This window comes from Spirillospora sp. NPDC047418, assembly GCF_040643275.1.
Classification (GTDB): domain Bacteria; phylum Actinomycetota; class Actinomycetes; order Streptosporangiales; family Streptosporangiaceae; genus Spirillospora.
Map to the genome: position 1 here is coordinate 77,607 of NZ_JBEYTW010000010.1, position 26,528 is coordinate 104,134.

24 protein-coding genes are annotated in these 26,528 nt (G+C 70.8%); 8 read left to right on the plus strand and 16 right to left on the minus strand.

Annotation, left to right across the window (positions count from 1 at the left end; translation table 11 throughout):
- Positions 1 to 409: 409 nt before the first annotated feature.
- On the plus strand, positions 410 to 1,666 hold the full coding sequence (locus ABZ806_RS08795; RefSeq protein ID WP_500216277.1) for a D-alanyl-D-alanine carboxypeptidase family protein: 1,257 nt from the start codon (positions 410 to 412) through the stop codon (positions 1,664 to 1,666).
- A 1-nt stretch (position 1,667) separates the two neighbouring features.
- Here the strand turns inward: ABZ806_RS08795 and ABZ806_RS08800 are convergent, their stop codons facing one another.
- The 4 genes from ABZ806_RS08800 to ABZ806_RS08815 all read right to left on the minus strand — a co-directional run bounded on the left by ABZ806_RS08800 (position 1,668) and on the right by ABZ806_RS08815 (position 5,531).
- Positions 1,668 to 2,729 (minus strand): YihY/virulence factor BrkB family protein, encoded by a 1,062-nt coding sequence (locus ABZ806_RS08800; protein ID WP_500216278.1) that lies wholly within the window; start codon positions 2,727 to 2,729, stop codon positions 1,668 to 1,670.
- Positions 2,730 to 2,816: 87 nt separating this feature from the next.
- On the minus strand, positions 2,817 to 3,470 hold the full coding sequence (locus ABZ806_RS08805) for a 2'-5' RNA ligase family protein (protein WP_500216279.1): 654 nt from the start codon (positions 3,468 to 3,470) through the stop codon (positions 2,817 to 2,819).
- Entirely contained in the window at positions 3,460 to 4,527 is a 1,068-nt protein-coding gene (gene trpS / locus ABZ806_RS08810) for a tryptophan--tRNA ligase (protein WP_500216280.1), read from the minus strand. The genes ABZ806_RS08805 and trpS overlap by 11 nt, the downstream gene beginning before the upstream one ends.
- A 20-nt stretch (positions 4,528 to 4,547) precedes the next feature.
- Entirely contained in the window at positions 4,548 to 5,531 is a 984-nt protein-coding gene (locus tag ABZ806_RS08815; protein WP_500216281.1) for a hemolysin family protein, read from the minus strand.
- 187 nt (positions 5,532 to 5,718) lie between these two features.
- On the opposite strand from ABZ806_RS08815, the gene galE reads away from it, so the two are divergent.
- On the plus strand, positions 5,719 to 6,672 hold the full coding sequence (gene galE / locus ABZ806_RS08820) for a UDP-glucose 4-epimerase GalE (RefSeq protein WP_500216282.1): 954 nt from the start codon (positions 5,719 to 5,721) through the stop codon (positions 6,670 to 6,672).
- Positions 6,669 to 7,910 (plus strand): galactokinase, encoded by a 1,242-nt coding sequence (galK, locus tag ABZ806_RS08825; protein WP_500216283.1) that lies wholly within the window; start codon positions 6,669 to 6,671, stop codon positions 7,908 to 7,910. Before galE ends, galK begins: the two co-directional genes overlap by 4 nt.
- A gap of 31 nt (positions 7,911 to 7,941) precedes the next feature.
- Here galK and ABZ806_RS08830 read toward each other — a convergent pair whose 3' ends face one another.
- Both ABZ806_RS08830 and ABZ806_RS08835 read right to left on the minus strand, forming a co-directional pair.
- The gene (locus ABZ806_RS08830; protein ID WP_500216284.1) at positions 7,942 to 10,734 is read right to left on the minus strand and encodes a hypothetical protein; all 2,793 of its coding nucleotides are present in this window, start codon (positions 10,732 to 10,734) and stop codon (positions 7,942 to 7,944) included.
- Positions 10,731 to 12,494 carry an HSP90 family protein gene (locus ABZ806_RS08835; protein WP_500216352.1) on the minus strand — a complete coding sequence of 588 codons (1,764 nt, stop codon included), beginning with the start codon at positions 12,492 to 12,494 and terminating at the stop codon, positions 10,731 to 10,733. Before ABZ806_RS08835 ends, ABZ806_RS08830 begins: the two co-directional genes overlap by 4 nt.
- A gap of 175 nt (positions 12,495 to 12,669) precedes the next feature.
- On the opposite strand from ABZ806_RS08835, the gene ABZ806_RS08840 reads away from it, so the two are divergent.
- The 3 genes from ABZ806_RS08840 (at position 12,670) to ABZ806_RS08850 (ending at position 14,362) form a co-directional block, all read left to right on the plus strand.
- Positions 12,670 to 13,260: a hypothetical protein gene (locus tag ABZ806_RS08840; protein ID WP_500216285.1), complete on the plus strand. Its 591-nt coding sequence runs from the start codon at positions 12,670 to 12,672 to the stop codon at positions 13,258 to 13,260.
- Positions 13,261 to 13,376: 116 nt separating this feature from the next.
- The gene (locus ABZ806_RS08845) at positions 13,377 to 13,898 is read left to right on the plus strand and encodes an LURP-one-related family protein (RefSeq protein WP_500216286.1); all 522 of its coding nucleotides are present in this window, start codon (positions 13,377 to 13,379) and stop codon (positions 13,896 to 13,898) included.
- 38 nt (positions 13,899 to 13,936) lie between these two features.
- Complete coding sequence (locus tag ABZ806_RS08850) at positions 13,937 to 14,362, plus strand: YbaB/EbfC family nucleoid-associated protein (RefSeq protein ID WP_500216287.1); 426 nt, start codon at positions 13,937 to 13,939, stop codon at positions 14,360 to 14,362.
- A gap of 12 nt (positions 14,363 to 14,374) precedes the next feature.
- Here the strand turns inward: ABZ806_RS08850 and ABZ806_RS08855 are convergent, their stop codons facing one another.
- The 3 genes from ABZ806_RS08855 to ABZ806_RS08865 form a co-directional block, all read right to left on the minus strand.
- Positions 14,375 to 14,917, minus strand: coding sequence for a hypothetical protein (locus tag ABZ806_RS08855; protein WP_500216288.1), 543 nt, complete (start codon positions 14,915 to 14,917; stop codon positions 14,375 to 14,377).
- Positions 14,917 to 15,891, minus strand: coding sequence for a hypothetical protein (locus tag ABZ806_RS08860; RefSeq protein ID WP_500216289.1), 975 nt, complete (start codon positions 15,889 to 15,891; stop codon positions 14,917 to 14,919). The genes ABZ806_RS08855 and ABZ806_RS08860 overlap by 1 nt, the downstream gene beginning before the upstream one ends.
- 63 nt (positions 15,892 to 15,954) lie before the next feature.
- Positions 15,955 to 16,311: a hypothetical protein gene (locus ABZ806_RS08865; RefSeq protein ID WP_500216290.1), complete on the minus strand. Its 357-nt coding sequence runs from the start codon at positions 16,309 to 16,311 to the stop codon at positions 15,955 to 15,957.
- A 277-nt stretch (positions 16,312 to 16,588) separates the two neighbouring features.
- Between ABZ806_RS08865 and ABZ806_RS08870 the strand changes: the two genes are divergently transcribed.
- Entirely contained in the window at positions 16,589 to 17,317 is a 729-nt protein-coding gene (locus ABZ806_RS08870) for an ATP-binding cassette domain-containing protein (RefSeq protein ID WP_500216291.1), read from the plus strand.
- Positions 17,318 to 17,513: 196 nt separating this feature from the next.
- On the opposite strand, the gene ABZ806_RS08875 is transcribed toward ABZ806_RS08870, so the two are convergent.
- From ABZ806_RS08875 to ABZ806_RS08905, 7 genes are all read right to left on the minus strand, one after another.
- Positions 17,514 to 18,386 carry a transposase family protein gene (locus ABZ806_RS08875; RefSeq protein WP_500216292.1) on the minus strand — a complete coding sequence of 291 codons (873 nt, stop codon included), beginning with the start codon at positions 18,384 to 18,386 and terminating at the stop codon, positions 17,514 to 17,516.
- Positions 18,344 to 18,853 carry a transposase gene (locus ABZ806_RS08880; RefSeq protein ID WP_500216293.1) on the minus strand — a complete coding sequence of 170 codons (510 nt, stop codon included), beginning with the start codon at positions 18,851 to 18,853 and terminating at the stop codon, positions 18,344 to 18,346. The genes ABZ806_RS08875 and ABZ806_RS08880 overlap by 43 nt, the downstream gene beginning before the upstream one ends.
- Positions 18,854 to 19,186: 333 nt before the next feature.
- Positions 19,187 to 20,419, minus strand: a complete 1,233-nt coding sequence (locus ABZ806_RS08885; protein WP_500216294.1) for an HNH endonuclease signature motif containing protein — start codon at positions 20,417 to 20,419, stop codon at positions 19,187 to 19,189.
- Between the two features lie 583 nt (positions 20,420 to 21,002).
- Entirely contained in the window at positions 21,003 to 21,503 is a 501-nt protein-coding gene (locus ABZ806_RS08890; protein ID WP_500216295.1) for a DinB family protein, read from the minus strand.
- 696 nt (positions 21,504 to 22,199) lie between these two features.
- Complete coding sequence (locus ABZ806_RS08895) at positions 22,200 to 23,189, minus strand: malate dehydrogenase (RefSeq protein WP_500216296.1); 990 nt, start codon at positions 23,187 to 23,189, stop codon at positions 22,200 to 22,202.
- Between the two features lie 298 nt (positions 23,190 to 23,487).
- Positions 23,488 to 24,705, minus strand: a complete 1,218-nt coding sequence (locus ABZ806_RS08900; RefSeq protein WP_500216297.1) for an NADP-dependent isocitrate dehydrogenase — start codon at positions 24,703 to 24,705, stop codon at positions 23,488 to 23,490.
- 126 nt (positions 24,706 to 24,831) lie between these two features.
- The gene (locus tag ABZ806_RS08905; RefSeq protein ID WP_500216298.1) at positions 24,832 to 25,284 is read right to left on the minus strand and encodes a DUF3017 domain-containing protein; all 453 of its coding nucleotides are present in this window, start codon (positions 25,282 to 25,284) and stop codon (positions 24,832 to 24,834) included.
- A 412-nt stretch (positions 25,285 to 25,696) separates the two neighbouring features.
- On the opposite strand from ABZ806_RS08905, the gene ABZ806_RS08910 reads away from it, so the two are divergent.
- Positions 25,697 to 26,371, plus strand: coding sequence for an FHA domain-containing protein (locus ABZ806_RS08910; protein ID WP_500216353.1), 675 nt, complete (start codon positions 25,697 to 25,699; stop codon positions 26,369 to 26,371).
- Positions 26,372 to 26,528: the final 157 nt, after the last annotated feature.

Sequence of the window (26,528 nt, forward strand, 5' to 3'; positions counted from 1 at the left end):
CCTGGACAAACGCCGGTCCAGGTCACGTGTTCGCTCCATGATGGCGCCCGTGCCCGCCACCCTGCCGGTTGTCCATGCCCTTTGCGGATCATTTGACTCATGCGGGCGGGGGCGGACGCCCGGGGGTCCTACTTTTCGGTCATCGATCTTGTTCGGGACACCACTAGATCGAACTAGTCAGCCCGTCCCAAACTACCTGGCGTGACGGACCGTGACCAAGGTCGAGTGTCCCTTACGTACCGTCATATCACGTCTGAGTCATGCGTCGCGTCCGTCCCGTGCTTGCCGTCTTCGCAGTCGGGTACCCCTTCGCCGGATACGTCGCCTAGTCTTCGGGGGAGTCATGGGCGTTGGGCGCCTGCGCGTCGGGAGCGGTTCCGCACCCACGGGAAAGAGGAGCGTCGAGAGCTTGCGAGCCGAGCGACGAGGGCCGGCCGGCGTCCGCCGCGCCCTGACGATGGTCACCATTCCGGTCGCGGTGTCCGCCGTCGCCGCCGCGCCCGTGCTGGTCGCGGCGCCCGCCACCGCGGCGCCGTCACCCGCTGCCCTAGCGCCTACGGCATCACCCGGGGTCGAGACCGTCGGCGGGCCGCAGCTCGCCGGCCGGGGCGTCGTCGTCAACGCCGCCCCCGGCGTCCCGGCGGTACCGAAGATCAAAGCCTCCTCCTGGCTGATCGCGGACGCCGACACCGGGGAGGTCCTCGCCGCCAGGGACCCGCACGGCCGCTACCTCCCGGCCAGCACGATCAAGACGCTGACCGCGCTGACGCTGATCCCCAAGCTGGACCCGAACCGGCTCGTCCGGCCCTCGCAGAAGGCGTGCGACGTCGAGGGCACCAAGGTCGGGCTGACGCCGAAGATGCAGTACAAGGTCTCCGACCTGTTCCACGCGATGCTGATGATGTCCGCCAACGACGCGGCGTTCACGCTCGCCGAGGCGGACGGCGGGGTGAAGAAGACCCTCGCCGACATGAACGCCGAGGCGAAGCGGATCAACGCCCACGACACCCTCGCCGGGTCCCCGAACGGCCTCGACAAGGACCTCGGGCTGGACGTCCGCACCCAGCACACCTCGGCCTACGACCTGGCGCTGATCCTGCGCCAGGGCATGAAGAACCCCCAGTACCGCGCCTACATGCAGGCCATCGACTTCCCCTTCCCCGCGCCGCCCACCAAGAAGCAGCGCAAGAAGGGCAAGAAGGTCGGCGGGTACCCGATCCACACGCACAACCACATGCTGGCGGGCGAGCGCGAGGCCTACGCGGGCATGGTCGGCGGCAAGAACGGCTACACGATCGCCGCCAAGCAGACCTTCGTCGCCGAGGCGCGGCGCGGCGGGCACACCATCGTGATCTCGCTGATGCACGCGGACCGCCCGCCGTCCCCGTACGCCGCCAAGCTGCTGGACTGGGGGTTCGCCGCCCGCGGCAAGGTGCAGCCGGTCGGCGCGCTCGTCCCGCCCGGCGAGGTGAAGCAGGCCAAGAGGGACGGCGACACCGGCGGCGTGCTGCCCGACGCCCCGCTCGCCTCGGACGACTCGTCCCGCAGGTGGCTGCTCGTGGGCGGCGGCGCGGCCGGGGCCCTGCTGGCGATCGCCGTGCTGTTCGTCGTCCTGCGGCGCCGTCGCCGCCTCGAAGCGGCCCGCTTCCGCGACACCGGCCGGTAGCTCACCGCGCGGAGCGCGCGGACGAGGACTCGTCGTCGGTGTCGGTTTCGTGGTCGGTTTCGTGGTCGGTTTCGTCGTCGGTGTCGGTGTCGGCGCGTTGGTGGAGGGCCTCGACCTCGGCCTTGTCCGCGCAGTTCTCGGGGTTCTCGGCGTCGGCGGTGAGGACGACGCGGCGGGTGGCCGTCCACGCGGCGGCGAACAGCGCGAACCGGGACGCGATGTTGATCCACACCATCAGCCCGACCAGGACGGCGAACGTCCCGTAGACGGGGTTCTGCGTCGTCCGCGCGAGCAGGATCGCCGCGCCCTGCTTGAGGATCTCGAACCCGACGGCGCCGAACAGCGCGCCCCGGATGATCCGCCGCCACGGCGCGCGGGTGCCCGACAGCCGGCTGAACAGCACCAGGAACACCACGGTGTCGAACAGGACGGCCATGGCCAGCGCCAGCAGCCGCAGCCCCGTCCCGGCCCCGGTCACGTGGTCCCACCCGAACCAGCCAAGGACGGTGTGCGTGGCGGACGTCGTGACCGTCGTGACCGCCATGCCGCAGACGAGGATCACGCCGAGGAACGCCAGGACGGCCGCGTCCCACACCCGCTTCAGGAAGAAGTTGCCGCCGCCGCCCGGCTCGTTGCCCCAGATGTCGCGCAGGGACTCGCGCAGCACCTGCACCCAGCCGAGCCCGGTGAACAGCAGCGCGACCAGGCCGACGATCCCGACCGCCGTCTTCGACTGGGCGATCTGCTCCACCTGGAGCTGGCCCGCGAGACCCGGCAGCTGCGAGTTGATCGCCCGGACGAAGTAGTCGCGGGCCTGCGCGCTGACTCCGACGAGGTATCCGAGCAGCGAGTACGCCAGCGCCAGCAGCGGAAAGAACGACAGGAAGGCGTAGCAGGTGAGCGCGGCCGCGAGCCGGTCGCCGCGCCGCTCCTGGTAGCGCTCGAAGGCGCGGGCCTGGTGGTCGAGCCACGGCCAGCCCGCCCGCGCGTCGCGCAGCAGGTCCTTTCCCTTACCGAACAGAGACTCGATCCGTCCCTGCACCTTGTTGATCACCTGCCGCATGCACGAAACGTACCCACACCGCCCACGTCGATGCCACTTTCGGTAATCGATCGTTCAACCCAGCGTTCATCCGGCGGCGCGCGGCGGTCAGGACCGGTAACCGGGCGCGAGGACGGCGCCGTCTCCGAAGATGTAGTCGCAGTGGCGGCGCCACACGCCGTCCAGGCCGTGCTCGTAGAGGGAGAACCCCCAGGCGTGGAAGTCGGCGCCGTAGCCGGCGAGTTCCTTGAAGGCGCGGTCCATCACGTCGTCGGGCAGGTGGTGGGCGATGGTCACGTGCGGGTGGTACGGGAAGGGCAGCGGGCGGGCCAGGGGGCCCGACAGAACCCTCTCCTGGACGCGTTCGCAGCCGCCGATTCCCTCGGCGAGCGCCACGAACACGACCGGCGACACCGGCCGGAACGTTCCGCTGCCGCGCAATCTGATCGGGAACGCGCGCTCGGTGTGCGCGACGCCGAGGAGGTGCCGGTGGATGCCGTCCAGCGCGGCCTCGTCCACCTCCGTCGGCGGGAGCAGCGTGATGTGCGTCGGGATGGCGTGGGCGAGCGGGTCGCCGAACGAGGCGCGCCTGGCCTGCAGGTAGGAGCCGTGCGGGTCGGGGATGGGGATCGCGACGCCGATCGCACGGCGGCCGGGGCCGCTCACGGCCGGAATGCCCCCGACCATCGTGGTCTGGGCCCCGCCGCGGGCCTCCCCCTGGCCCGCCGCGGCGGCGTCGCGCGGTGCGCGGTCAGCGACCACGTACCACGAATCCCACCCGTTCGCGCACGGCCTCCATCGTCCGCACGGCGACCTCGGAGGCGCGCCCGGCGCCCTGGGCGAGGAGGCGGTCGAGGTGCTCCTCGTCGTCCAGCAGCTTGAGCGTGCGCTCCCTGATGGGGGTGAAGGTGTCCAGGACGACCTGCGCGAGGTCCTTCTTGAACTGCCCGTAGCCGGAGCCCGCGTAGCGGGCCTCCAGGTCGGGGACGGACGTGCCCTCCAGCGCGGCGAAGATCCGCAGCAGGTTGGTGACGCCGGCCTTCTTCTCCTCGTCGTAGACGACCTCGGAACCGGTGTCGGTGACCGCGCGCATGATCTTCTTGCGCATCGGGCCGGGCTCCTCCAGCACGTCGATGATGCCCTGCGGCGAGGACGCCGACTTGCTCATCTTCGCGCCCGGCTCCTGCAGGTCGGTGATCTTCGCGGCGCCCTCGGGGATGTGCGCGTCCGGCAGCGTGAACGTGTCGCCGAACCGGTGGTTGAACCGGCCCGCGAGGGTGCGGGTCAGCTCCAGGTGCTGCCGCTGGTCCTCGCCGACGGGGACGCGCAGCGGCACCCCGGACGCCGGGTCCGGGGTGTAGAGGAGGATGTCGGCGGCCTGCAGGATCGGGTACGTGAACAGGCCGACGCTGGTCCCGCTGGTGCCCTGCTTGGACGACTTGTCCTTGAACTGGGTCATCCGGCCCGCCTCGCCGAACCCGGTGAGGCAGCCGAGGATCCACGCCAGCTCCGCGTGCTCGGGGACGTGGCTCTGCACGAACACGTGGGCCCGGTCGGGGTCGAGGCCCATCGCGAACAGCTGCGCGGCGGCGACCTTCGTGCGGCGGCGCAGCAGCGCCGGGTCGTGCTCGATGGTGATCGCGTGCAGGTCGACGACGCAGTAGAACGCCTCGTGGGTGTCCTGCATCGCGACCCACTGCCGGAGCGCGCCCAGATAGTTGCCGAGGTGGAACGAGTCGGCGGTGGGCTGGATGCCGGACAGCACGCGCGGCTTCGCCGCGGTGGTTCCGGACGCTGGCTGGCTGGGCGCTTCGGGCATGGGCACGATTCTCTCAGGTGTCACGTGGAAACTTCGTCGCCGGGCACCGCCCGCGGGGTCGCGGACGGCAGGGTCGCGGACGGCGTACCGGACGCCGTACCGGACGGCACCGGCACGGCCTGCGGCGTCGCCCGCGGCATGACGCGCACGCGGGCCACCCGCCGGCCGTCCATCCGGGCCACCGCGAGGCGGCGGCCGCCGGCCTCCACCGAGTCGCCCTCGGCGGGGACCCGGCGCAGCACCGCCATGATGTGCCCCGCGACCGTCTCGTACGGCCCGTCCGGCAGCCGGATGCCGGTCTCGGCGGCGAAGTCGTCCAGGTTGAGCAGGCCGTCGACCTCGACCACCCCGCCGTGCAGGCGCCGTGCCTGCGCGTCCTGCACATCATATTCGTCGCGGATGTCCCCGATCAGTTCCTCCAGCAGGTCCTCCAGGGTGACGATCCCGGCGACACCGCCGTACTCGTCGGTGACGATCGCCAGGTGGCAGCGCTCGCGGCGCATCTCCGACAGCGCCGGGAGTACCCGTTTCGAGGGCGGCAGGAACTTCACCGGGCGGACGAGATCGCCGACGGCGGCGCTCTCCGCCTCCGCGCCGGGGGCCAGCAGGTCCCGGATGTGGACGAAGCCGACCACCTCGTCATGGGACTCGCGGCAGACCGGGAACCGGGAGTGCGGGCTGCGCGCGGCGAGACCGGCGGCGGCGCGCAGCGGGAGGGCGGTGTCCAGGAACACCACCTCGGTGCGCGGTACGAGGACCTCGCGCAGCGGCCGGTCCCCCGCCGCGAACACCTCCCCGATCAGCGTCCGCTCCTCCGCGGTGAGCTGGGTGTTCTCGGCGATGAGCGCCCGCATCCGCTCGGCGGTGATCTCCTCGCGCAGCGCGTCCGGGTCGCCGCCCGACAGCCGGACCACGAGGTCGGCCGAGTGCGACAGCAGCCACACCAGCGGGCGCACGAGCGGACGCACGGGGCCCGCGGGGGGCCGGGGCGGCGTCCGGTCCATGGGTTCAGCCTTCCCCGATCGGCCTTCCGGATAGCCTGGACGGGCCCCCGGGGTCCGAATTCGCGGTGGCCCGCATCCGCGATGGTCCGGATTCGTCGTGGTCCGGATTCGCCATGGTCCGGATTAGCCGTGCTCGCGTTCATCCTGCTCCAAGTACCGTGCCCGCATTCATCGTGGAGGTCAGTCAGTGAAGCTGCTCGTCACCGGAGGCGCCGGCTACGTCGGCAGCGTCGTCTCCGCTCTGCTCCTGGAGGCGGGGCACGAGGTCGTCGTGCTGGACGACCTGTCCACCGGGCACGAGGACGCCGTCCCCGAGGGCGCCCGGCTGGTGCGCGGCACGCTGCGCGACACGGCCGCCGACCTCCTCGCCGGGGCCGGGTTCGAGGCCGTGCTGCACTTCGCGGCCAGGTCCCTCGTCGGCGAGTCGGTGGAGAAGCCCGGCCTGTACTGGGACAAGAACCTCGGCGAGTCGCTGGCGCTGCTGGACGCGATGCGCACCGCCGGCGTCCCCCGGATCGTGTTCTCCTCGACGGCCGCGACCTACGGGGAGCCGGAGTCGACGCCGATCCTGGAGACGGACCCGACCCGTCCGACCAACCCCTACGGCGCGTCCAAGCTGGCGATCGACACGGCCCTCGCCGAGTACGCGCGGCTGCACGGCATCGGCGGCGTGTCGCTGCGGTACTTCAACGTGGCGGGCGCCTACGGGCGGCAGGGCGAGCGGCACACCGTCGAGACCCACCTGATCCCGAACGTCCTGAAGATCGCGCAGGGCGACGGCGGGGCGGTCAAGATGTTCGGCGACGACTACCCGACGCCCGATGGCACCTGCGTCCGCGACTACATCCACGTCGTCGACCTCGGCCGCGCGCACCTGCTGGCGCTGGACGCCTGCGAGCCGGGCGCGCACCAGGTATTCAACCTGGGCAGCGGCACCGGCTACTCCGTCCGGGAGGTCGTGGAGGTGTGCCGCGAGGTCACCGGCCGCGACATCGCGGCCGAGGTGGCGCCACGCCGCGCCGGGGACCCGGCCGTGCTGATCGCCTCGTCGGACAAGATCCAGTCGCAGCTCGGCTGGAAGCCCGAACGCGACCTGCGCACGATGGTGGACGACGCCTGGACCTTCCTGCGGTCCCGATGATCGAGGACTTCACCGCGGCGTTCGGGCACGCGCCGGACGGGGTCTGGCGCGCACCCGGCCGGGTCAACCTGATCGGCGAGCACACCGACTACAACGACGGGTTCGTGCTGCCGTTCGCCCTGTCGCGCGGGGTCTCCGTGGCCGCCGCACGCCGCGACGACGGCATGATCGAGGTGCGGTCGCGCCAGGCCCCGACCACCGTGACCGCTCCAGTGGACGGCCCGCCGGTCGTCTCCGAGGGCTGGCCCACCGACCGCGCCTGGGCGGCATACCCGGTCGGCGTGGCCCGCGTACTGCGCGAACAAGTGCAGCGCGAACAAGCGCAGGGCCCGCAAGCGCAGGGCGAGCACGGGACGGGCCAACACGGGACGGGCGAGCAGCGGACGGGCGAGCAGCGGACGGGCGAGCACGGGGTGGGCGGCGTGTCGCTGCTGATCGACTCCGATCTTCCGCAGGGTGCGGGGTTGTCGTCGTCCGCCGCGCTGGAATGCGCGACGGCGCTGGCGCTCTGCGACCTGTACGGCGTCGAGATCGACCGTCCCGCGCTGGCGCGGCTGGCGCAGCGCGCGGAGAACGAGCAGGTCGGCGTGCCGTGCGGGCTGATGGACCAGTCGGCGTCCCTGCTGTGCACGGCCGGGCACGCGCTGATGCTCGACTGCCGCAGCGGGCTGTCGTCGCAGGTCCCGTTCGACCCGGCCGCCGCCGGGCTGACGCTGCTGGTGGTCGACACGCGCGCCTCGCACACGCTGACCGGCGGCGAGTACGGCCGCCGCCGCGCCGAGTGCGAGGAGGCCGCGTCCCTGCTGGGCGTGGACGCGCTCCGCGACGTCAAGGACCTGGCCGCCGCACTGGGGACGCTGCGCGACCCGGTGCTGCGGCGGCGCGTCCAGCATGTCGTCACCGAGAACCACCGGGTGGAGGCCGGTGTCGGCCTGCTGCGCGCGGGCGCCCTGCCGGAGTTCGGCGCGCTGCTGAACGCGTCCCATCTGTCGCTGCGCGACCAGTTCGAGGTCTCGTGGCCGGAGGCCGACGCCGCCGTGGACGCGGCGCTCCGGGCGGGCGCCCGCGGCGGGCGCATGGTGGGCGGCGGCTTCGGCGGCTCCGTCATCGTCCTGACCCCGGCGGCCCGCGCGGAGAAGGTCCGCGACGCCATCACGGCGGCCTACCAGAAGCGCGGCTGGACACCCCCGCAGTTCCTGGAGGCCGTCCCGTCGGACGGCGCCCGCCGCGTCCGCTGAGGCAGGCGGACGGGCGCCCGGAAGGCCCTGGTCAGCCGAGGGCGGCGCGGATCTCCTCCAGGAGGCGGGCGGCGTCCTCGGCGGGCTCGGTCTGGTCGATGGCGGTGAAGCCGTCCACGGCGGCGGACGCGTGGGAGGCGGCCTCGTCGAGCCGTCCCGCCTGGGCCAGGACGCGGGCCTGCTCGAAGGAGGTCAGGGCGGTCTCCCAGACGCGGGCGGGCTCGTTGTCCGGCGGCAGGCCCGCCAGCGCCGCGCGGGCGGTCTCCATCGCGGTGACGGCCCCGTCCCGATCGCCGCTCCACATCAGGCACACCGCGCCCCGGCGGCGGGCGCGGACGACGCCGTACGGGTCGCCGGCCTTCTCGGACGCCTCGGCGGCCTGCGCATAGCGTTCGGCGGCCTGCGCGTCCTTGTCGAGGGCCGTCAGGACGTCGGCGGCCTCGTTGAGGAAGTGCGCCACGGCGTCGTGCTCGCCCGTCCGCGCCGCGTCCTCGGCGAGGCCGGTGAACAGGGTCGCGGCGTCCTCCTCGCCGAGCTGCTTCTGCGCGTGCGCGAGGATCAGCCGGCAGCGCCGCGCGTTGCCGGCGTCGGGGCCGGCGTCGGGGTCGCCGTCGAGTCCGCCGTCGAGGTTCGGCAGCGCCTCCTCGGCGGCCTCGGCGGCCTCCAGGGCGCGGTCCGTGGACAGGTAGGCGGCGGCGAGGTCCACGCGGAGCTCGACGGCCTGCGAGTGCATGCCCGCGGCCGTCCACGCGGCGATGCCCTCCACCAGGTCGGCGACCGCGTCGGCGGGACGGTCGGCGGCGAGGAACGCCAGGCCGCGCTCGGAATGCGCCGCCGCGCGCATCGGCGACGTCCCCGGCAGCACGCCGATCACCTCGTCGAGGAGGGCGAACACCTCGTCGTCCGGGCCGCTCTCCCGGCGGGCCAGCGTCCGGGCCAGCAGCAGCGCGGGCGAGGCGGCCAGCTCGGGATCGCCGGACTCCCGCGCCGCCTCCATCGACCGGCGCAGCGCCGCCGCCGCGTCGTCGGCGCGGTCGATCAGCAGGAGCGCCTGCCCGCGCAGGAACCACAGCTCGCCGGTGTAGTCGGGCACGTCCTCGGCGATGACGCCGTCCAGCACGGCGAGGGCGTCGCCGGGACGGTCGAAGCGGATGTGCGCGGTGGCGAGCCGGAGCAGCGCGGACGCGGTGTCGGCGGCCTCCCCGGGGTTCGCGGTGAAGTGTCCGGCCGCGGTGACCAGCAGGTCGAACCCGCCCTCGTCGCCGAGGTCGATGCGCATCGCGCCGAGGCGGCCGAGCGTGCGGTGCCGGCGCGTCTCGTCGCCCAGCTCGCCGAACAGCCGGGACGCCTCGTCCCAGACCGCGGCCGCCTGCTCACCGTCGCCGTCGACGGCGAGTTCGACGCCCCGGGCGTCCAAGCGCCGTGCCCGCTGCAGGGGTGTCGGCCCAGTCGGGTCGGGCTGCCCGATCGGCCCGCTCGGCTCGGGCGCGTCGGGCGTGTCAGTCGGGTCGGTAGGGTCGGCCGGGTCGGGCGGGGTGGTTGCCTGGGCGACGGTGTCGAAGCGGTGCAAGGCCGCCAGCATTCCGGGTACGTCGCCGTTCTTGCGGCACCGGTCGCCGATGTCGAGGAGCTCGTCGAGGTCGCCGACGGCGGCCAGGTCGTCCTGCGCCGGGGCGGGCTCCGGGGCCTGCGCGCGGGCCTGGGCCGGGGGTGCGGGGCGGCGATGGTGGGCCGCGAGCGGGACGAAGTCGACGACCGGCTCGGCGGCCAGCGTGGCGCGCACCTTGTCGCCCTGGTGGGACGTGCCGTTGCGCGCGTCGAACCGGGCAGCCAGTGCCGTCGCGCGTTCCGCCAGTTCGGCGCGCAATTCGTCCAGCGGCACGTCCGCCGCCCGCCCCTCCGGACCCGGCCGGCGGACGGTCGCGGCGCCGTGCCCGGCGGCCGCCACCCGGCCGAGCAGGAGGGCCGCCGCGGCGGAGAACTCCATGTCCGCGTGGGCGCTCGGGGCGCGGTCGAGCCAGCCGATGTGCCGCTGCAGGATCTCCAGGCCGCGCGCCTCGTTGCCGGTGACCGCGCAGAACTCCAGGTGCTCGGCGACGTCGGCGAGGTCGGCGAGCCGCGTCCGGTGCACCCGGTAGGCGCGGCGGTGCGCGTCGGCGGCCTGGTCGGCGCGGCCCGTCCGCAGGTAGACGGGCAGCAGCGCGGTCTGGATCGACTGCGGCTGCTCGTTGCAGTTCAGCTGCGCGCTCAGGACGGGGGCTGCGACCTCGAACGCCTCCTCGTGGCGGCCGGCCTCGACGAGGTGCCGGGCCATGCCGGTGGGGTCGCAGCCCTCGCAGTCCGACAGCTCGTCGCGTTCGGCGGAACGCCACTTCACGTACCAGTCGTCGGCCGTCCCGTCGCCGACGTGCCGCGCCACCACGTTGCGGTAGTGGTACACCGCCTGGAGGCTGTGCCCGCCGGCCTTGTAGCGGCGCTCCATGTCGTCCAGGACGGCGTAGGTGCGGTCCAGCGGGATCTCCGGGAAGAGGGTGAGCGAGCTGACGATCGCCTTCATCTGCCACAGCAGGCCGTGCGTCTCGTCGAACCGGCCCGGGTCGCGGTCGTGGTCGGCGAGCGTCCGGCTGAACGTCGCGAACGCCTTCGCGGGCTCGCCGCCGTACCGGTACGCGTCGGTCAGCCGGACGCGGACGTGGAACGCCAGCACGTCGTCACCGGCCGCCTCGGCGCGGCGCAGCGCGTCCTCGACCAGGACGGTGCGGGCCTCCCCGTAGGGCAGTTCCTGCGAACGCGCCATCAGCGCGTAGACGTCGTCCGTGCTCACGTGGGGTCCTCCGGGGAGTGGACGGCCCACTCCAGCAGGCCGATGAAGGAACGGTTCAGCACCGCCGTGTCGGCGGGCCGCAGCGGATGGTGGCCGAGCAGCAGCGCCTGCCCGTACAGGGCCTGGACGGCCGGTTCGACCGGCCCGCCGTCGCCGAGCGAGGTGATGCGCCGGGCCAGCGGATTGCGGTAGTTCAGCACCAGCTGGGGCCGTTCGACGCCGGTGGGGGCGACGGCGCCGAGGACGTCCGCCCACAGCTCGCCGGCCTCCTCCCGCGCCCGCGTCAGCTCCTCCCGGAACTGCGCGTCCCGGCTGGTCAGGTACAGCGCGGGCAGGGACGCGGGGTCGAAGTCGCGGACCACCACCTCGCAGCCGAGCCGCTCCACCGCCCGCTGCGCCGCCGCGAGGAACGGCCGCAGCGCCAGCTCCGCCGCCGGGTCGAGGACGCCGAACGTGGTGGTCAGCTCCGCCGCGTCCAGCCGGGCCAGCCGGATGTCGGGGTCCAGGTCGGGCAGCCGCTCGATGATCTCGGTGTCGTGCACGTAGCCGCCGTTGACCAGCCCGACGCCCTGCGCGCCCGCGACCGCCGACAGCCGCCGGAACTCGTCCACGCCGGTGGTGAACCGGCCGTCCGGATGGCGGCGGCGGAACTCGTGCAGCGTCATCGGCCCGGCGGACGTCTCGTACTCCAGCCAGCGGTCGACGATCCGCAGCATGTCGTCGTCGTGCAGCGCCATCGCCTTCACGCCGAGCTGATGCAGCCGCAGGAACGCGCGGAGGCTCGCCGGGTCGGTCTCGGCCAGCTTCACCAGCCACTGCCGCAGGACGTCCCCGAGGGCCTGCCGGGTCGCGTCGAGCAGTTCGTCCTCGTAGAGGGCCTCGCGGCTGGCGGTGGGCCGCAGCTCGCCCGCGTCGACGACGCACCGCGCGAAGAACGCCCACTCGGGGAGCAGCCCTTCGACGCTCTCGGCCAGCAGCATCCGCTTCAGGTAGACCCGATGGGAGGCGCGCGCGGTCGGCGAGACGGGCGCGGGCAGGATGAACGCGACGCCCGTCAGCCCCGCCTCGGGCACGTCGAGGTCGACCACGTCGAACGGCGTGAACCCGTAGAGCTCCTCGCAGTACTGCTCCAGCGCCCGCCGGCGCCCGGCCGGATCACGATGGGACGCCTGCCACGGCGGCCCGTCCCCCGTGATCGGCGCGCCGTCGACGGTCAGCTCGACGGGGAGCAGCGACCCGTACGTGCGGGCCAGCTCGGCCACGGCCTCCGGGGCGAGCAACTCTTGCGCCCCCGGCCGCGCCCGCAAGGTGACCGTCGTGCCGGGCTCGTCGCGCTCGCCCGGTTCGACCTGGTAGCTACCCTCGGAGCGGCCCGTCCACCGGACGGCGTCGCCGCCCCGCGCCGACCGGGTGACGACCTCGATCTCGTCCGCGACGAGGAAGGCCGACAGGAGCCCGATACCGAACTGGCCGAGGAAGTCGTGCCGGGCGAAGCCCAGCTCGTCCCGCTTGGACGACCGCCCGATGGTCGCCAGCAGCGTGTGGACCTCGTCCTCGGTGAGCCCGACCCCGTCGTCATGGACCCGGAGCGTCCCGCCGCCGGTCTCGATCCCGACCCGGCCGCCGTCGCCCCGCGCGGTGATCGCGTCCACCGCGTTCTGCAGCAGTTCCCGCAGGTAGACGCGCGGGCTGGCGTAAAGATGGCGGCTCAGCAGATCCACCACGCCGCGCAGATCCACCTGAAACGCTTGTTCCGCCACCATCCGCCTCCCCGATCGCTTTCCGAGCGATCAAACACTAGCGACCGGTACCGACGCCTTCAGATCATTTCGTGACCACTACGGTGCCGATTACCGTCCGATCACCCGCCCCACCGCCGCCCAGAGGACGCACGACCGACGCCCAGAGGACGAATGACCGCCGCCCGGAGGACGCATGACCGACGCCCTGCCCGCCCTTTGGCGCGGAGCCCGGACGCTGGTCATCGCCCTGCTCGGCCTGGCGGCGGCCTCGGCCGGCTACCTGTGGTGGGGCATGGCGAACGCGGCACTGCTCGCCATCGTCGGCTGCGTCTGCTCGGCCGTCGCCATGGGCCTGCTGTACGGCTCGGGGCGGCCGTTCCGGTTCAGGGCCGTGCCCCTGACGCTCGGCTACCTGGCACTGTTCACCCTCTACGCGGTCGGCGTCATCGCCGTCCGGGACGTCACGATGACCCTGGTCGGCGCCGACTCCGACGCGATCGTGGCCAAGACCTGGACGACCGGCGGCCACAAGGGCAAACCGCAGCACCACTGCACACTGCACCGCCCCGACGGCACCCCGCTCCCCCGCGAGTACGCGTCGAACTGCGAAGGCCGCGAGCGCGGCGACACCATTCCCGTCGTCCTCGACCCAGCCGGACGATTCGCCCCGATCGGCGGGCCCAAATCAGAGATGTCAACGACCGGAGAACTACAGGTAACGGCCATCGCCGGCCTCATCCTCGTCTTCTCGATCGCCATAGGCAGCCCACCCAAACGCAAGTGATCGCGTCCGCGAAAAAGCCGCCACCGCAGTACGCCTTTCCTTCCGCAGGCCGCCGCGACGCCACTAAACTCGGTCGCCCTCCCACATGAACGGGCCGACCGACCCGAAGGCGGACGATGAGCTCCCAGGAGAAAGACCGGTGCCACTTCCTGATGACGGGCGACAAGTTCGTCGACTGGAAGGGAGACGAGTTCGCGGTCGTCGAACGTCCACGCTGGTCTTTCCGCGCCATGTTCTCGCGCTCCGACCAGGAGGTGCGCGTCCTGTCACCGGACGGAGCCCCGCTGTTCCGGATGCCATCGCAGCGGACGCGGGACATCGACGTCCTCTGGATCGAGGACGATTCCGAGGCCCGCATCGCGACCGTGCGGCGCACCGGCCGGGAAGCCATGACCGCGAACCTGTTCCAGGCGGCGGACGCGGACGCGGAACCTTTCGGCAGCATCCGCGGCAACTTCCTCTACACCAACTTCGAGGTCATGGACGTCCGGAACATGCCCGTCGGGCACATCTCGACGAGCGGCGGCATGACCACGATCAAATGCCCCGACGACAGCGACCGCTGGCGCTTCCTCCTCATGGGCCTCGCAATAGCCGCCGAGGTCGCGGCCGAACTCCAAGCCCAGCGCACTCCGTGACCGGGCCACTCGACACCCCCGACGAAACGAGAGAGAACATGGTCTTCGATTTCGCCGCGCTGGCCGACAGCGCGCAGCAGTTCGCCGCCAACTCCGAAGATCTGCGGCGGCGGATCGAGGAACTGGAGGCCGAGGCCGAATCCGCCGACGGCCGGGTGAAGGCCCGCTGGACCGGCGCGGGTCTCGCCGGCGTCGACCTCGACCCGAGGGCCCTGCGCATGCCCGCCGCCGAACTCGGCGAACTGATCACCGCGACCGCGCAAGACGCCAAGCGGGAGTTCGAACGCCGGGCGGCCGAGTTGACGACCGAGTCATTCGGGCCTGACGGCGAGCAGATGGCGGCACCGCCCAGTGCGGAGGAGGCCGCCGCTTTCATCACCGACATGCACACGACCTTCGAAGGCACTCTCCAGGAGACCACCGCGATCATCGACAACATGCGGCGGGCCTTCCAGCAGCGCTGACATTTCCGCCTGTCAGTAGCGGCGGGGTTCCGCCTCCCACGAGCCCATGCCCGTCTCCTCGACGAACCGGCGAAGCCGCCACAGATCCTCCAGGCTGAGGGAGCCGAACCCGTCCTCGTCCTTGACCACTGCGAGCAAGAGGCGGCCCGGAATCTCCTCCATGCCACGAATCGCGCGCGGTGGCTCGTAAGCTTCGTCCCTGCTGTAGCGCAGTTTCAGTTGCACCGCCCCGCCGTCCCCTGGGTCGATGACCTCGAACCGCTGGAACCGCTCGGCCGGAAGGATCTGCGCGGGCTTCCTACCCCTCGTCACGACCAGGCCCGTAGCGTCGACGTAAACGATGAATTCGTTCCCGGGCAGGAGCGGGTAGACGCCCAGCAGCAACAACGCGACGAGCAGGACCGCCAGCACAGCCAGCACGAAACGCCAGCCGTTGTCCACAGCCACTGCTCCCCACGTGCACAGGGCACACAAAAGCGCCACAAGGGCGAGCATCATCGGCGCATCTCGCTTGGGGTCCCCGATAACGACTTTGAAATCCTCGGGAAGGGTCATCAGCCGAGTTCCTTGCCCGTGTCCGCCGGGATCGGGTTCGTCCGTTTAACGTAGTCGTCCCCGTACCCCTCCTGACCGGTGATCGATGTGATCCCCTTGTTACCCCAGGGCGCGCCAGGGTTCAGGATGCCTTCGGGAGCGTAGGGGATGCCCGTGTCCGCGACCCCTTTCGCGCCGCCGAGGCCGGACCAGAGCGTCTTCCACTTCTGCGGGAGCCGTTGCATGGGAAGCCGCCACTTTCCATACCCCGTGCCGCCGACGGCGCGGCCGCGCATCAGCTGCCCGGTGAGCTTCTGCTCGATGAGGGCGAGTCGGCTGATGGCCACGTCGTCGGCGCTGCGGACGGTCGCCTCGAAAAAGTCCGGGAATGCGTTGGTGTTGCCTGTGAGCATCTGGCCAAGCACGTCGACCCCTGTGGCGGCGGCGATGGCTGCCGCGCACGCCGTGCCGGTCTTCTCCAGCGCCATCTCGCCCATGCGGAGGATTTGCCGGACGCTCTGCGCGGCCTGCCGTGCAGCCGTCTGAACCGTGGCCAGATACGCCTGGCCGTACCCCGGCACCGGCAGCAAGGCCCAGGCGATGATCACCCACGCGGCGAAGAACGCGAGGACGAACGCGCACACCACCATCATCATGATGAACACGGCGATCAGCAGCGCCATGATCGTGAGCACGATGAACATGACGAACGCGTACGCGAACGCCAGCATCAGCTGATTCGCGTAGTCGTTCATCTTCTTCTCGAAGGCGTCGCGGTCCTTGCCGTACCAGCTGTCGTGCGGCAGCGAGCGCAGCTCGTCGTCGATCCGGTCGCGCGCCGCCTTGATCTTGTCGACGGCCTTCTTCCAGTCCTCGGCCGCGTCCCAGAGCTGCGCGGGGTCCGACTGCGCCATGTACATGACCGAGACCGACGGCCACGCCGACGGGATCACGAAGGCCGCAGCCGTCGAGGTGTCTAAGGCGATCTTGGCCATCTCGGCCAGATTGCCCATTCCACTGGGAGCCATGGGGGAACCGCTTCCGCTCAGGCCGAAGACCTACTGGCTCTTCGGCGCGCTCTTCTCCTCGGCCGCCTTCATGATCTTGGCGGTGGTGTTCAGCCCGTCCTGGACTTCCTTCAACTGGCGAAGCTTCGTCACCAGATCGACGTCCGCGTACTCCACGCCCTGCACGTAGGCGTGCGCCAGGTGGGCGCAGAACGTCGTGAACGCGCCCGCCTCGACCTCGCGAGGCGCGGCGTTCACATGGCGCCGCGCCTGGGTCAGGTCGTCCCCCAGCCTGCCGACGAGTTCGCCGCCCAGCCGCACAAGGTCGTCCGGCTTGAAGCGCACCTCACCCGACCCCGTCGAGACCGGCATGTTGCCGAACGGCGACTTCGGCTGCGCCGGCCCCATGGACGGAGGCGTACGGCCCCCAGGCGACGTGACAGGCCCCGGCGTACCGGTGGTCTGCGTTCCAAGGGCCTGGGCGACCCGGTTCGGAGGGCTCATAGGATCTCTACTCCAGGCATGCGAACTGTCATGGTTCGGGCAGGCAATGGTCAGCAGGCCGGTCAAGAGTAACGAAGCTCGCCTTGGCGTAGTAGCCGATACGAACGATTCGCCGATGACGATTCCGACGCGTGCGGGCCTATCCTGAGGCGCCATATGTCTAGTGGCGAAGGACGGTGCGGTGGGTGCCGAACTGCGGAACGTGACGGTCCACGTCGACACCGGCCGGTGGAGCGAGACCGTCCTCGACTCGGTGGACATCGCCGTGCCAGACGGGCAGATCACCGCCCTCCTCGGTGAATCGGGCTGCGGCAAGTCCATGCTCGCCGCCGCACTCACCGGGCTGCTGCCAGAGCCCGCCCGCAGCACCGGCCACGTTCTGGTCAACGGCACCCTCGTCCGGGATCAGCGACAATGGCGCCGCCTCCGTGGCCGCACCATCGGCCTGTTGCCCCAAGCAGGCGTCGACGCCTTCTCCAGCACAGAGACCGTCGGCGCGCAGTTGCACGATCTGGAACGCCACCACGGCCGATGGACCATCGAGCGCGCCTGCACGGCAGCGCGCTATCCCACCGAGTTGTTCGACCTTTATCCCGGCGAGCACTCCGGCGGCCAGATCCAGCGCGCCGCACTCGCCGCCGCGCTGCTCCCGGCCCCGGACATCCTGGTCGCGGACGAACCGACGGCCTCCCTCGACACCGAACTCGCCTACGAGGTGTGGGTGACGCTGTACAAGTACGCCGCCGGCGGAGCCGCCGTCCTGGCGATCACCCACGACGTCCCGATGCTCACCGCGACCGACGTCGCCGACCGCCTGGTCCTCATGCGCGCAGGCAAGATCACCGCCACCGGCGACCTCGCCGCGCTGAATACCCTCACCGACCCATACACACGCGGCTTCTTCCCCTAGCTAGTACGGCAGTCCGAGACGGTGATCTCGTCACGGTCGGCTGACGCCGGTCGCGAGCGCGCAGGGCGTCGGGCTCGTTGGTGGCACCAGCGGGCGCGGCCTTGGAGACATCGTCAACCAGAGATGCCAGCGCAGGTGGTGTTCAGGCCGTGTTGCAGGCCGAGCCAGGTGCGAGTGAGTAGATTGACCAGGCGTTTCACGTCGTGGACCGCCAACGAGAGCATGCCTGGGGCAGCGGGTGGATCATCGCCGGGACAGGCGGGTGCCAATCGTGCCACCGGTGGCGCGGGCGCAGACGGCGGTGCGGCGCGGGCGGCAGTGCGGCCGCAAATGGCGGTGCGGCTTGGGCGGCGGCGATGGCGCAGACGGCCAGGGCGGCCAGGGCCAGCACGAGGTAGCGAAGCAGCGTCGGGTAGGTCCTGACCTGGGAGTGGTCCAGCCCGAAGGCGGCTTTCCGGTCTGGAAGTCCTCCTCGATCGGCCACCTGCGACCGGCGATCCGCACAAGTGTCCGCAGCATCACCAGCCGCCGTCCCTGGGGGACGAAGCACAGGTAGAACGCCACCTCGCGGACGCTTTTGGCATCGGGAGTCAGGCTCCGGGCAGGTCAGCAGGTAGCGGCGGGCATCGGCGGTGCCGATCCACGCCCCGGCGTAGCGGCGTTCGCCCTTGGACCCGACCCCGCACGAATCAATCACCCAGTAGTCCGAGGCCATCAGCGTCTTCAGCACGTCGTCGGCCCTGCCCTTGGCGGTCGGGCTGAAGGCGATCGGGGTGAAAGCGATCGGGGTGAAAGCGATCGGGGTGAAAGCGATCGGGGTGAAAGCGATCGGGGTGAAAGCGATCGGGGTGAAGGCGATCGGGGTGAAGGCGATCGGGGTGAAGGCGATCGGGGTGAAGGCGATCGGGGTGAAGGCGATCGGCGCCGACCTGGCGATTGCGATTCCCAGCACATAACCGGCGCCGACCTGCGGGTTCTCCAGCCATGCGCGTAGTTTCGGGTCGGCGCCGTAGACCTCGTCGCCGGTCACCCGCGGCGGAAGCCGTTGTTCGGCGTGCAGATCAGCCAAGACAAACCCTCAACCGCCGATCTGGCCGCCCAGTTCAGGCTTGGTCGCGGACACCACCTGTCTGGGGTACCTGGTCGCGTTCGCCCCGGTCGGGGTCGGTGGCTTGCTCGCGGGGCGTTCCTGGCCTCGGAACGGGACATGATCACCGTCGTGACGGGCCCGTCCCGCTCGATCCGCGCCGCCACGCGGCCTCCCACGGCGGCCTTGCGGATGGCGCTGGCACCGCTCTCCGGGCGGGCGAGCGCCACCAGCGCGTGCCCGGCGGCGGTGGCGAAGTTGCAGTACACGACGTTGATGGCGTTGGAGACCCGGCCCGCGCAGCGGACGTACTGGCGTTTGACGCCGACGGTTCGGGTGCCCACCTTTTTCTCCTGTCCGGACTCGTCCAGGATCGCGGCCGCGTCGCCGTCGTCCAACCGCTGGCACACCAGCGTCCGGACCGCAGCCATCGCGGCCATCGCGGCCATGGTGCCCATTTGGCTGCGTTCAGCAGCTGCTGCATCCTGCCGGGCGTGGCGTCGCCGGCGTGTCGGCGATGCTCCAGCAGTTCTTGCGCGGCAGGTCGCTCATCAATGCGCAACATATTTGCGGAGCTGGGTGCAGGGTTTCCACCTGCGAAAGCACTCGGCCATCAGGCCCATCAACTCACCGAGGTGACGGGCCATGCCCCGACCTCGACCATGGCGACGGCAGCCGCCAAGAATTCTTCTTGCGTCACAATTCGAGGATCATCGGGCGGCCGTCCTACGTTACGGACACCGGCCGCTACCGGCTTAGATCACGATCTCGGGCTGCCGTGGTTAGGCGGCTTGGAGCCAGGGTGGTGGGTGGGTGGTGGTGTCGGGTGGGGCTTTGATGCGGTAGGTGTGGCGTCCGTTTTGGGTGGTGATGTGGATGCGGTCGGGGTTGGCTGCTTTCCAGCGGTTGTGCCATCCGCAGGTGAGGGTGAGTTGGTCGATGTCGGTGGGGTTGTGGCCGAGGGCCCAGCCGTGGACGTGGTCGACTTCGCAGAGGGTGCCGGGGACTTGGCAGCCTTCGGCGGCGCAGGTGGGGTAGAGGGTTTCCAGGACTTGGCGTTGGCCGGGGCTGGCGAATCGGACGCGGTGGCCGAGGTAGAGGGGGGTGTTGCGGTGTCCGAGGAGGAGGGGTGAGACTCCGGCGGTGAGGGCGATGCGGCGGGCTTGTGCGGCGGGGATGGGTGTTCCGTCGGTGAGGCGGGCGGGGGTGGTGGCGCCGGTGAGGGTGTCCAGGTCGCAGATGACCGTCACCTTGGTGGCCTTGTGTCCGCCCGACAGGACACTGCTCAACGCGGCGGCGGTGCGTTCGGACACGTCGCGCCGGTCGTCGGTCCCGGCGGGCTTGGCGAGCGGGGTGAGGGTGCCGTCCCAGATGGCGGCGTCTTCGGCGTTCAGCCAGCCTCGGATGTAGCGGCCGCCGTCCAGGGATCGGGTGGAGTCGATCCAGGAATGCTCGTAGCCGCGGCGGGTGTCGGTGTCGGGGGCCTGTTCGCGGCCGTCGCGTTCGGCGATGACGTCGCGGATGCGGCGGCCGAACGAGGCGACCTTCCCCGCCGAGCACCCCTGATCGACCAGACCCAGCAGAATGTCCTGCGCGGCCGCGCAATCGGCGTCGTCGAGGCGGGTGACGGCGCCGGCGATGGTGGCGGCGTACCCGGTGGACAGGGTCCCGGCCGTCCAGCGTCCGGTCACTTCGGTGAGGCGGTGCCGCTGCCGGGCCAGGGTCACCCGCTCCTTGGCGCGGGCATCGCGCATCCCGAGGCGGGACCGCAGCCACGCCCGGGTGGAGGGGAAACCCCACCGTTGCACCTCCCGGCCCCGATCCACCACACCCACCAGGCCGGCGAGCGCCGCCTCCTGCAGATCACCGGCCACAGCGAGAGCCTCCGCCAGCCCCATGCACGCGGCCGCGGAGTCGGGTGGGGTGCGGCGGGCGAGTTCGGCCGCGATCGCCGACGCGGCGTTCACCAATTCGGTGGTGGACGCCGCAGCAAGGTCGATCCCGGCCGCTTCCATGACCCCCATTTTACCTGACGCAGCCCGCTATTACATCGAATACCGATTCGAATATTGCCGTTTCTGCGTCACTCGCGAAAGTACGACAAATGTCACCATGAATGGAATTTCGGGAATCTCGGACATCACTTCTTCGGGGATGGGTTGTGTAGGTAGTTCTTGGAGGGCGGCCCCGCACGCAGCGCCGTCCCCAGCACCTACTCCTTCGATAGCTACTCACACAGCACTCACCCAAGGTGCGCTCGCTCGGCGTCCGTTACTCGTGCGGCTGCTCGACCCCGCGAAAAAGGGTCCCTGAGTCATCAACCGACAGAAACTGGACGGCCAGCGATTGCAGAGGGTCTTTTCTGCAGTCGCGGGATTGCCGGCCGGAGGAAGCAGAGCGCTTGCAACCTGTCTTCCGCGACGGTCGGCCGGTGTTCGGGAGCCTCGATGAGCCGCTCCGATCACTCGAATGGCCAGGGACGGCTTCGGGTGAGGGGTGCGGTTGGCGGGGCCGTCGTCGGACGGTATGGGCTGACGGTCACGTCCGGAGACGACAGGCTGCGACTGGACGAGCTGGCTCGCCTGATCGGAGGGACGCTCAGCGGCCGGTTGTGCCGTCGATGAGTTCGCGAAGGATGTCCGCGTGGCCGGCGTGACGGCCGGTTTCCTCGATCATGTGGGTGAGCGCCCAGCGGACGCTGGGGGCGGAGCGTCCCGGCCTCGGCCGGGGAATCGGTGTGGCAAGGTCGGTGCACCCGTCGAGCACCTCGTTCGCGCGCTCGACCGTCTCGCGGTAGCGGGCGACGACATCGGCCACACTGTCCGTCGGCGCTGCCTTGAACGTCGCCTGCCAGTTGGTGACGTCGTCCCCGAGGAAGAGCGCGCGTTCGACGAATGTCAGGTGGTTGAGCAGGCCGAGCAGGTTCGTGCCGGACGGTACAGCAGCCGTCCGCACCTGCGGTTCTGGAGCGCCTTCGACCTTCGCGGCGATCGACGTCCGTAGGTAGTCGAGGAATCCGCGCAGCACCTCCGCCTCGCTGCTTCCGGTCCGGGGCGGCGGGGTATCGGAGCGGCGCTTGCGGCCGGACGTGGCGGGCACGGTGACTCCATCCTGCGATACGTGTCGAGACGTTGTGGGCGGTACGACACTCAGCTTTGCCAGCTCGCCACGATGAGGCCTGAATCCTTGCGGTTTCAGCAAAGGCCGACTCACCGACGCTCGCGGAGTTCAACGGGCATATGGCCAGTGACAGGTCGGCGGAACTGCCGCGCAGTTCGGCTGGCGCCCCAGAACTCGCGGGCTTCCAGTCCGCGCAGCGCCCGCTCGCCGTCCCGGTAGGCAGCCATGAAGTCACCGAGGGCGTGGCGGACGCCGGTGGCCGCGGCCACCGGCGACCCAGCGGCGGTGCCCCGGCAATCCCTCGGCCAGCGGCCACGCCGTATGTCGGTCGTCCTCCGGGCAGCGGGTCGGCGCACAGGCGGGCGGTCGGGCGGGCGGTCGGCTGGCTCGAGCAGTTCCTGTACGCCGACCTCGTCCCTGGAGGCTTACTGAGGTCGTGCGATCGTGCCCGTCGATCGTCCCCACTAGCCATACCCACCAGCTCCGCATGCCCACCGCGCCCACCATCTGCGGACGCCTGCCGTACTCACCAACCGGGTCCAACCAATGCGCACGCCGGCCGTGCTTGCCATTTGTGCTCAGGGAGCCACCGCAGAGGGCGGCATGCCTGGGCGGGGGGCGGAGACGGGACGAGCCCCGGGCCTGGTGGGGTCCGGGGCTCGGCTGCTCGGTGGGTCAGATGAGGCCGAGCTTGCGGACGGCGTCGCGCTCCTCGGACAGCTCGTTCACCGTGGCGTCGATCTTGGTGCGGGAGAAGTCGTTGATGTCCAGGCCCTGGACGATCTCCCACTTGCCGTCCTTCGTGGTGACCGGGAAGGACGAGATCAGGCCCTCGGGGACGCCGTAGGAGCCGTCCGACACGACCGCCATGGACGTCCAGTCGCCGTCGGCGGTGCCGTTCACCCAGGTGTGGACGTGGTTGAGAGCGGCCGACGCGGCGGACGCGGCGGAGGAGGCGCCGCGCGCCTCGATGATCGCGGCGCCGCGCTTGGCGACGGTCGGGATGAAGTCGTTCTCCAGCCAGTTCTGGTCGTTGACCGTCTCGGCGGCGTTCTTGCCGGCGATCTCGGCGTGGAAGATATCCGGGTACTGGGTCGCGGAGTGGTTGCCCCAGATCGTCATCTTCTTGATGTCGGCGACGGAGACGCCGGCCTTCTTCGACAGCTGCGCGAGGGCGCGGTTGTGGTCGAGGCGCGTCATCGCGGTGAAGCGCTCGGCCGGGACGTCGGGAGCGTGCGACTGCGCGATGAGGGCGTTGGTGTTGGCGGGGTTGCCGACCACCAGCACCTTGACGTCGTCCGCCGCGCCCGCGTTGATGGCCTCGCCCTGCGGCTTGAAGATGCCGCCGTTGGCCTCCAGCAGGTCGCCGCGCTCCATGCCCTTCGTGCGCGGGCGGGCGCCGACGAGCAGTGCGACGTTGACGCCGTCGAACGCCTTGGTCGCGTCGTCGAAGATGTCGATGCCGGACAGCAGCGGGAACGCGCAGTCGTCCAGCTCCATCGCGGTGCCCTCGGCGGCCTTGACCGCCGGCGGAATCTCCAGCAGGCGCAGGCGTACGGGCACGTCCGCGCCGAGCAGGTGCCCGGACGCGATGCGGAACAGCAGTGCGTAGCCGATCTGGCCCGCGGCGCCGGTTACGGTGACGGTGACTGGGGTGCGCGTCATTGTCCTTCTTCTCCTGCAGTGACCTGACGGGGCTCAGGCGGCCATCCTTCGAACCCGACCGCCGAAGAGCCGCGCCGCCGCGGTTTCTCTCGCCGTCGAGATAGTTCCGGCTCAGGCTATCGCGCGGCACCTACCCGCCGACGCCCAGGTACACCCACCGGCATGCCGTCCCGTCCCCGAGCATGCGAAAGGCCGTCCCGGACGGACCCGGGACGGCCTTGACGGCCCTAACCCAGCATGCGGGGGGCACGGTGAGCAGGCGCCCTCCCCGACCACGCGGGGAGCGCTCATCCGCGTCCTATCCGTTGATCTTCTTCTGCAGGTTGGTGTCGAGCGCCGCGAGGAACTCCTGCGTCGTCAACCAGGGGGTCTCGCGCCCGACCAGCAAAGCCAGGTCCTTGGTCATCTGACCGTGCTCGACCGTCTCGATGCAGACCGCCTCGAGCTTGCGGGCGAAGTCGATGACCTCGGGCTGGTTGTCGAGCTTGCCGCGGTGCTCCAGGCCACGCGTCCAGGCGAAGATGGACGCGATCGGGTTGGTCGACGTCGGCTTGCCCTGCTGGTGCTGCCGGTAGTGGCGGGTCACCGTGCCGTGCGCGGCCTCGGCCTCGACGGTCTTGCCGTCCGGGGTCATGAGGACGGACGTCATGAGGCCCAGCGAGCCGTAGCCCTGCGCGAGCGTGTCGGACTGGACGTCGCCGTCGTAGTTCTTGGCGGCCCAGACGAACCCGCCCTCCCACTTGAGCGCGGCAGCGACCATGTCGTCGATGAGCCGGTGCTCGTAGGTGAGGCCCTTGGCCTCGAAGTCCGACTTGAACTCGGTCTCGTAGATCTCCTGGAAGAGGTCCTTGAACCGGCCGTCGTAGGCCTTGAGGATCGTGTTCTTCGTCGACAGGTACAGCGGCATCTCGCGGCTCAGCGCGTACCGCATGCTCGTCCGGGCGAAGTCGCGGATGGAGTCGTCGTAGTTGTACATCCCCATCGCGACGCCGCCGCCGGGGAAGTCCGCGACTTCCATCTCCATCGGCTCGGAGCCGTCCTGCGGGGTGTAGGTGATCGTCACCTTGCCCGGGCCGGGGACGACGAAGTCGGTGGCCTTGTACTGGTCGCCGTGGGCGTGGCGGCCGATGATGATCGGCTTCGTCCAGCCGGGGACCAGGCGGGGGATGTTGGAGGTGACGATCGGCTCGCGGAAGATCACGCCACCGAGGATGTTGCGGATCGTCCCGTTCGGGGACCGCCACATCTTCTTCAGGCCGAACTCCTCGACGCGCGCCTCGTCGGGGGTGATGGTCGCGCACTTGACGCCGACGCCGTGCTCCTTGATGGCGTTGGCGGCGTCGACGGTGACCTGGTCGTCCGTGGCGTCACGGTGCTCGATCCCCAGGTCGTAGTACTTCAGGTCCACATCGAGGTAGGGCAGGATCAGCTGGTCCTTGATGAATTTCCAGATGATCCGCGTCATTTCGTCGCCGTCGAGTTCGACGACCGGGCCGGCTACTTTGATCTTGGGCATGCTTGTGCTGTCCCTTTCCTACACCTGGCCAGCAGTCCTTGTAAGGCTCAACTGGCTAGGCTAGCCGAGGCGGTCATGCGGTCTAGACCTGGCCTGGCCCCGAACGCCTCTACCTGGGACGACGCACTAGCCCGGCGGCCCGTTTCCGGGCGGGGGACCCGCCGCGGAGCGGCGTCCGGTGATGAGCAGCCGGATGCCGCGGGCCACCGCCGTGAGCGCGATCAGGATGCCGAACGCGCCCGCGAGTGCGAGGCCGGTCTTGTTCATCGGCGGGACGCTCAGCGACACGAACGCCACCATCTCGCCGAGGATGACGAGCGTCCAGCAGTCGACGGACCGGCTGCGGACGGCGAGCGGGCCAAGCTGCGACTCCGGCAGCAGCAGCCGGGCGAGCGCGCCGATGAGCAGCGCGGCGGCCATCAGGCCGGAGCCCTTGCGGAAGTAGTTGAAGGCGCACAGGGTCAGCCCGGCCCCGACCCCGCTGAGCACGAACAGGTACGGCAGTTGCGCCAGCCAGTGCGGCGCGGCGCCCCTGCGGCGCGGCGCCTTCCGCCGGCGCCGCTGCACCTGAGTGCTCATGCACCTCACGGTATCGCCGATCGAGGGACGGGACGACATCGCTCACGCAGAACCCATGCGACGGCAGCGCACCTCCGGAGACCCATCGCGCCCCGACACGACGCGGCGGCTCCGGAAGTCCGGTGCGGCGCTTCCGGAATCGCGACACAGGGCACCCTCGATCGCAACGGAACGCAGCCGCGACCGCGATGGAACGGTCCGTCTTGTCGCGCGGCGCCGGGAATAGGGATGTGACGGAAGGTGCCCGGGTGATGCCCGAGAGGCCGGAATCCCTTGTCCCATCGGTGCTACTCGCCAGTAGGAGGGTGTGACGGCACGGCGCCCGGGTAACCCGGCAGACAGGGGTCGCTAACTAGCTGGGAGGACTGCCGTGGAGGGGCCGTTCATGCGGATCGAGGACAGCGGGCTGGTGATGCCGTTGCGCCCCGACGTTACGACGGTCGGGAGAGGGAGAGGAGTCGACGTACGCCTCGACGACCCGAGTGTGTCCCGTTTGCACGCAGAAATCGTCCGACGTGGTCCGTACGTCTACGTGGTGGACATGGGCCTGTCCCGCAATGGGACCCGAGTCAACGGCAGGCCGATCGCCCGCCGCGTCCTGGAGGACGGTGACGTCGTGAGCTTCGGCACGGCGCGCTGCCGGTTGGGGGGCATCCCCCGTGAGGAGGTCGACCCGGACGTCGAACTGCGGCGCGCCGTCGCGCCCGAGCTCACCCGCCGCGAGGTCGACGTGCTGACCTCGCTGTGCCGTCCAGCCCTGTCCGACGAGGCGTTCGTGGCCCCCGCCACGGCACGCGACATCGCCGGCGAGCTGGTGGTGACGGAGGCGGCCGTCAAGCAGCACCTGCTGCGCCTCTACCAGAAGTTCCGCATCCCCGAGGGCGCCAACCGGCGCACCCGGCTCGCCAACGAGGTCATCGCGATGGGCCTCGTCCGGCCGCTACCGCCGGTGCACGTCCCGCACCAGGGCCGTCCGCCGATGGACGGCCGGGTCCCCGGCGTCCGGACGGCGGAGACCCGCAGGCCGGGCCACGCCCACGGGCCGAGCCGCCCGGCCCCTAGCACCGCCGGACGGAGGGCCAGCTGATGTGAACCTGCGGTCGCCCTCCCCGGCAGCGCGTACGAGGGCGGCCGCTGAACCTCCTGGACGGGGCCCGCGCAAGTGACGGCGCGGCCCCCCGGCCGGAGCAACGCGGAAGGGCCGCCACCTCGGTGCTGAGTGGCGGCCCGTTCACGTGCCAGTC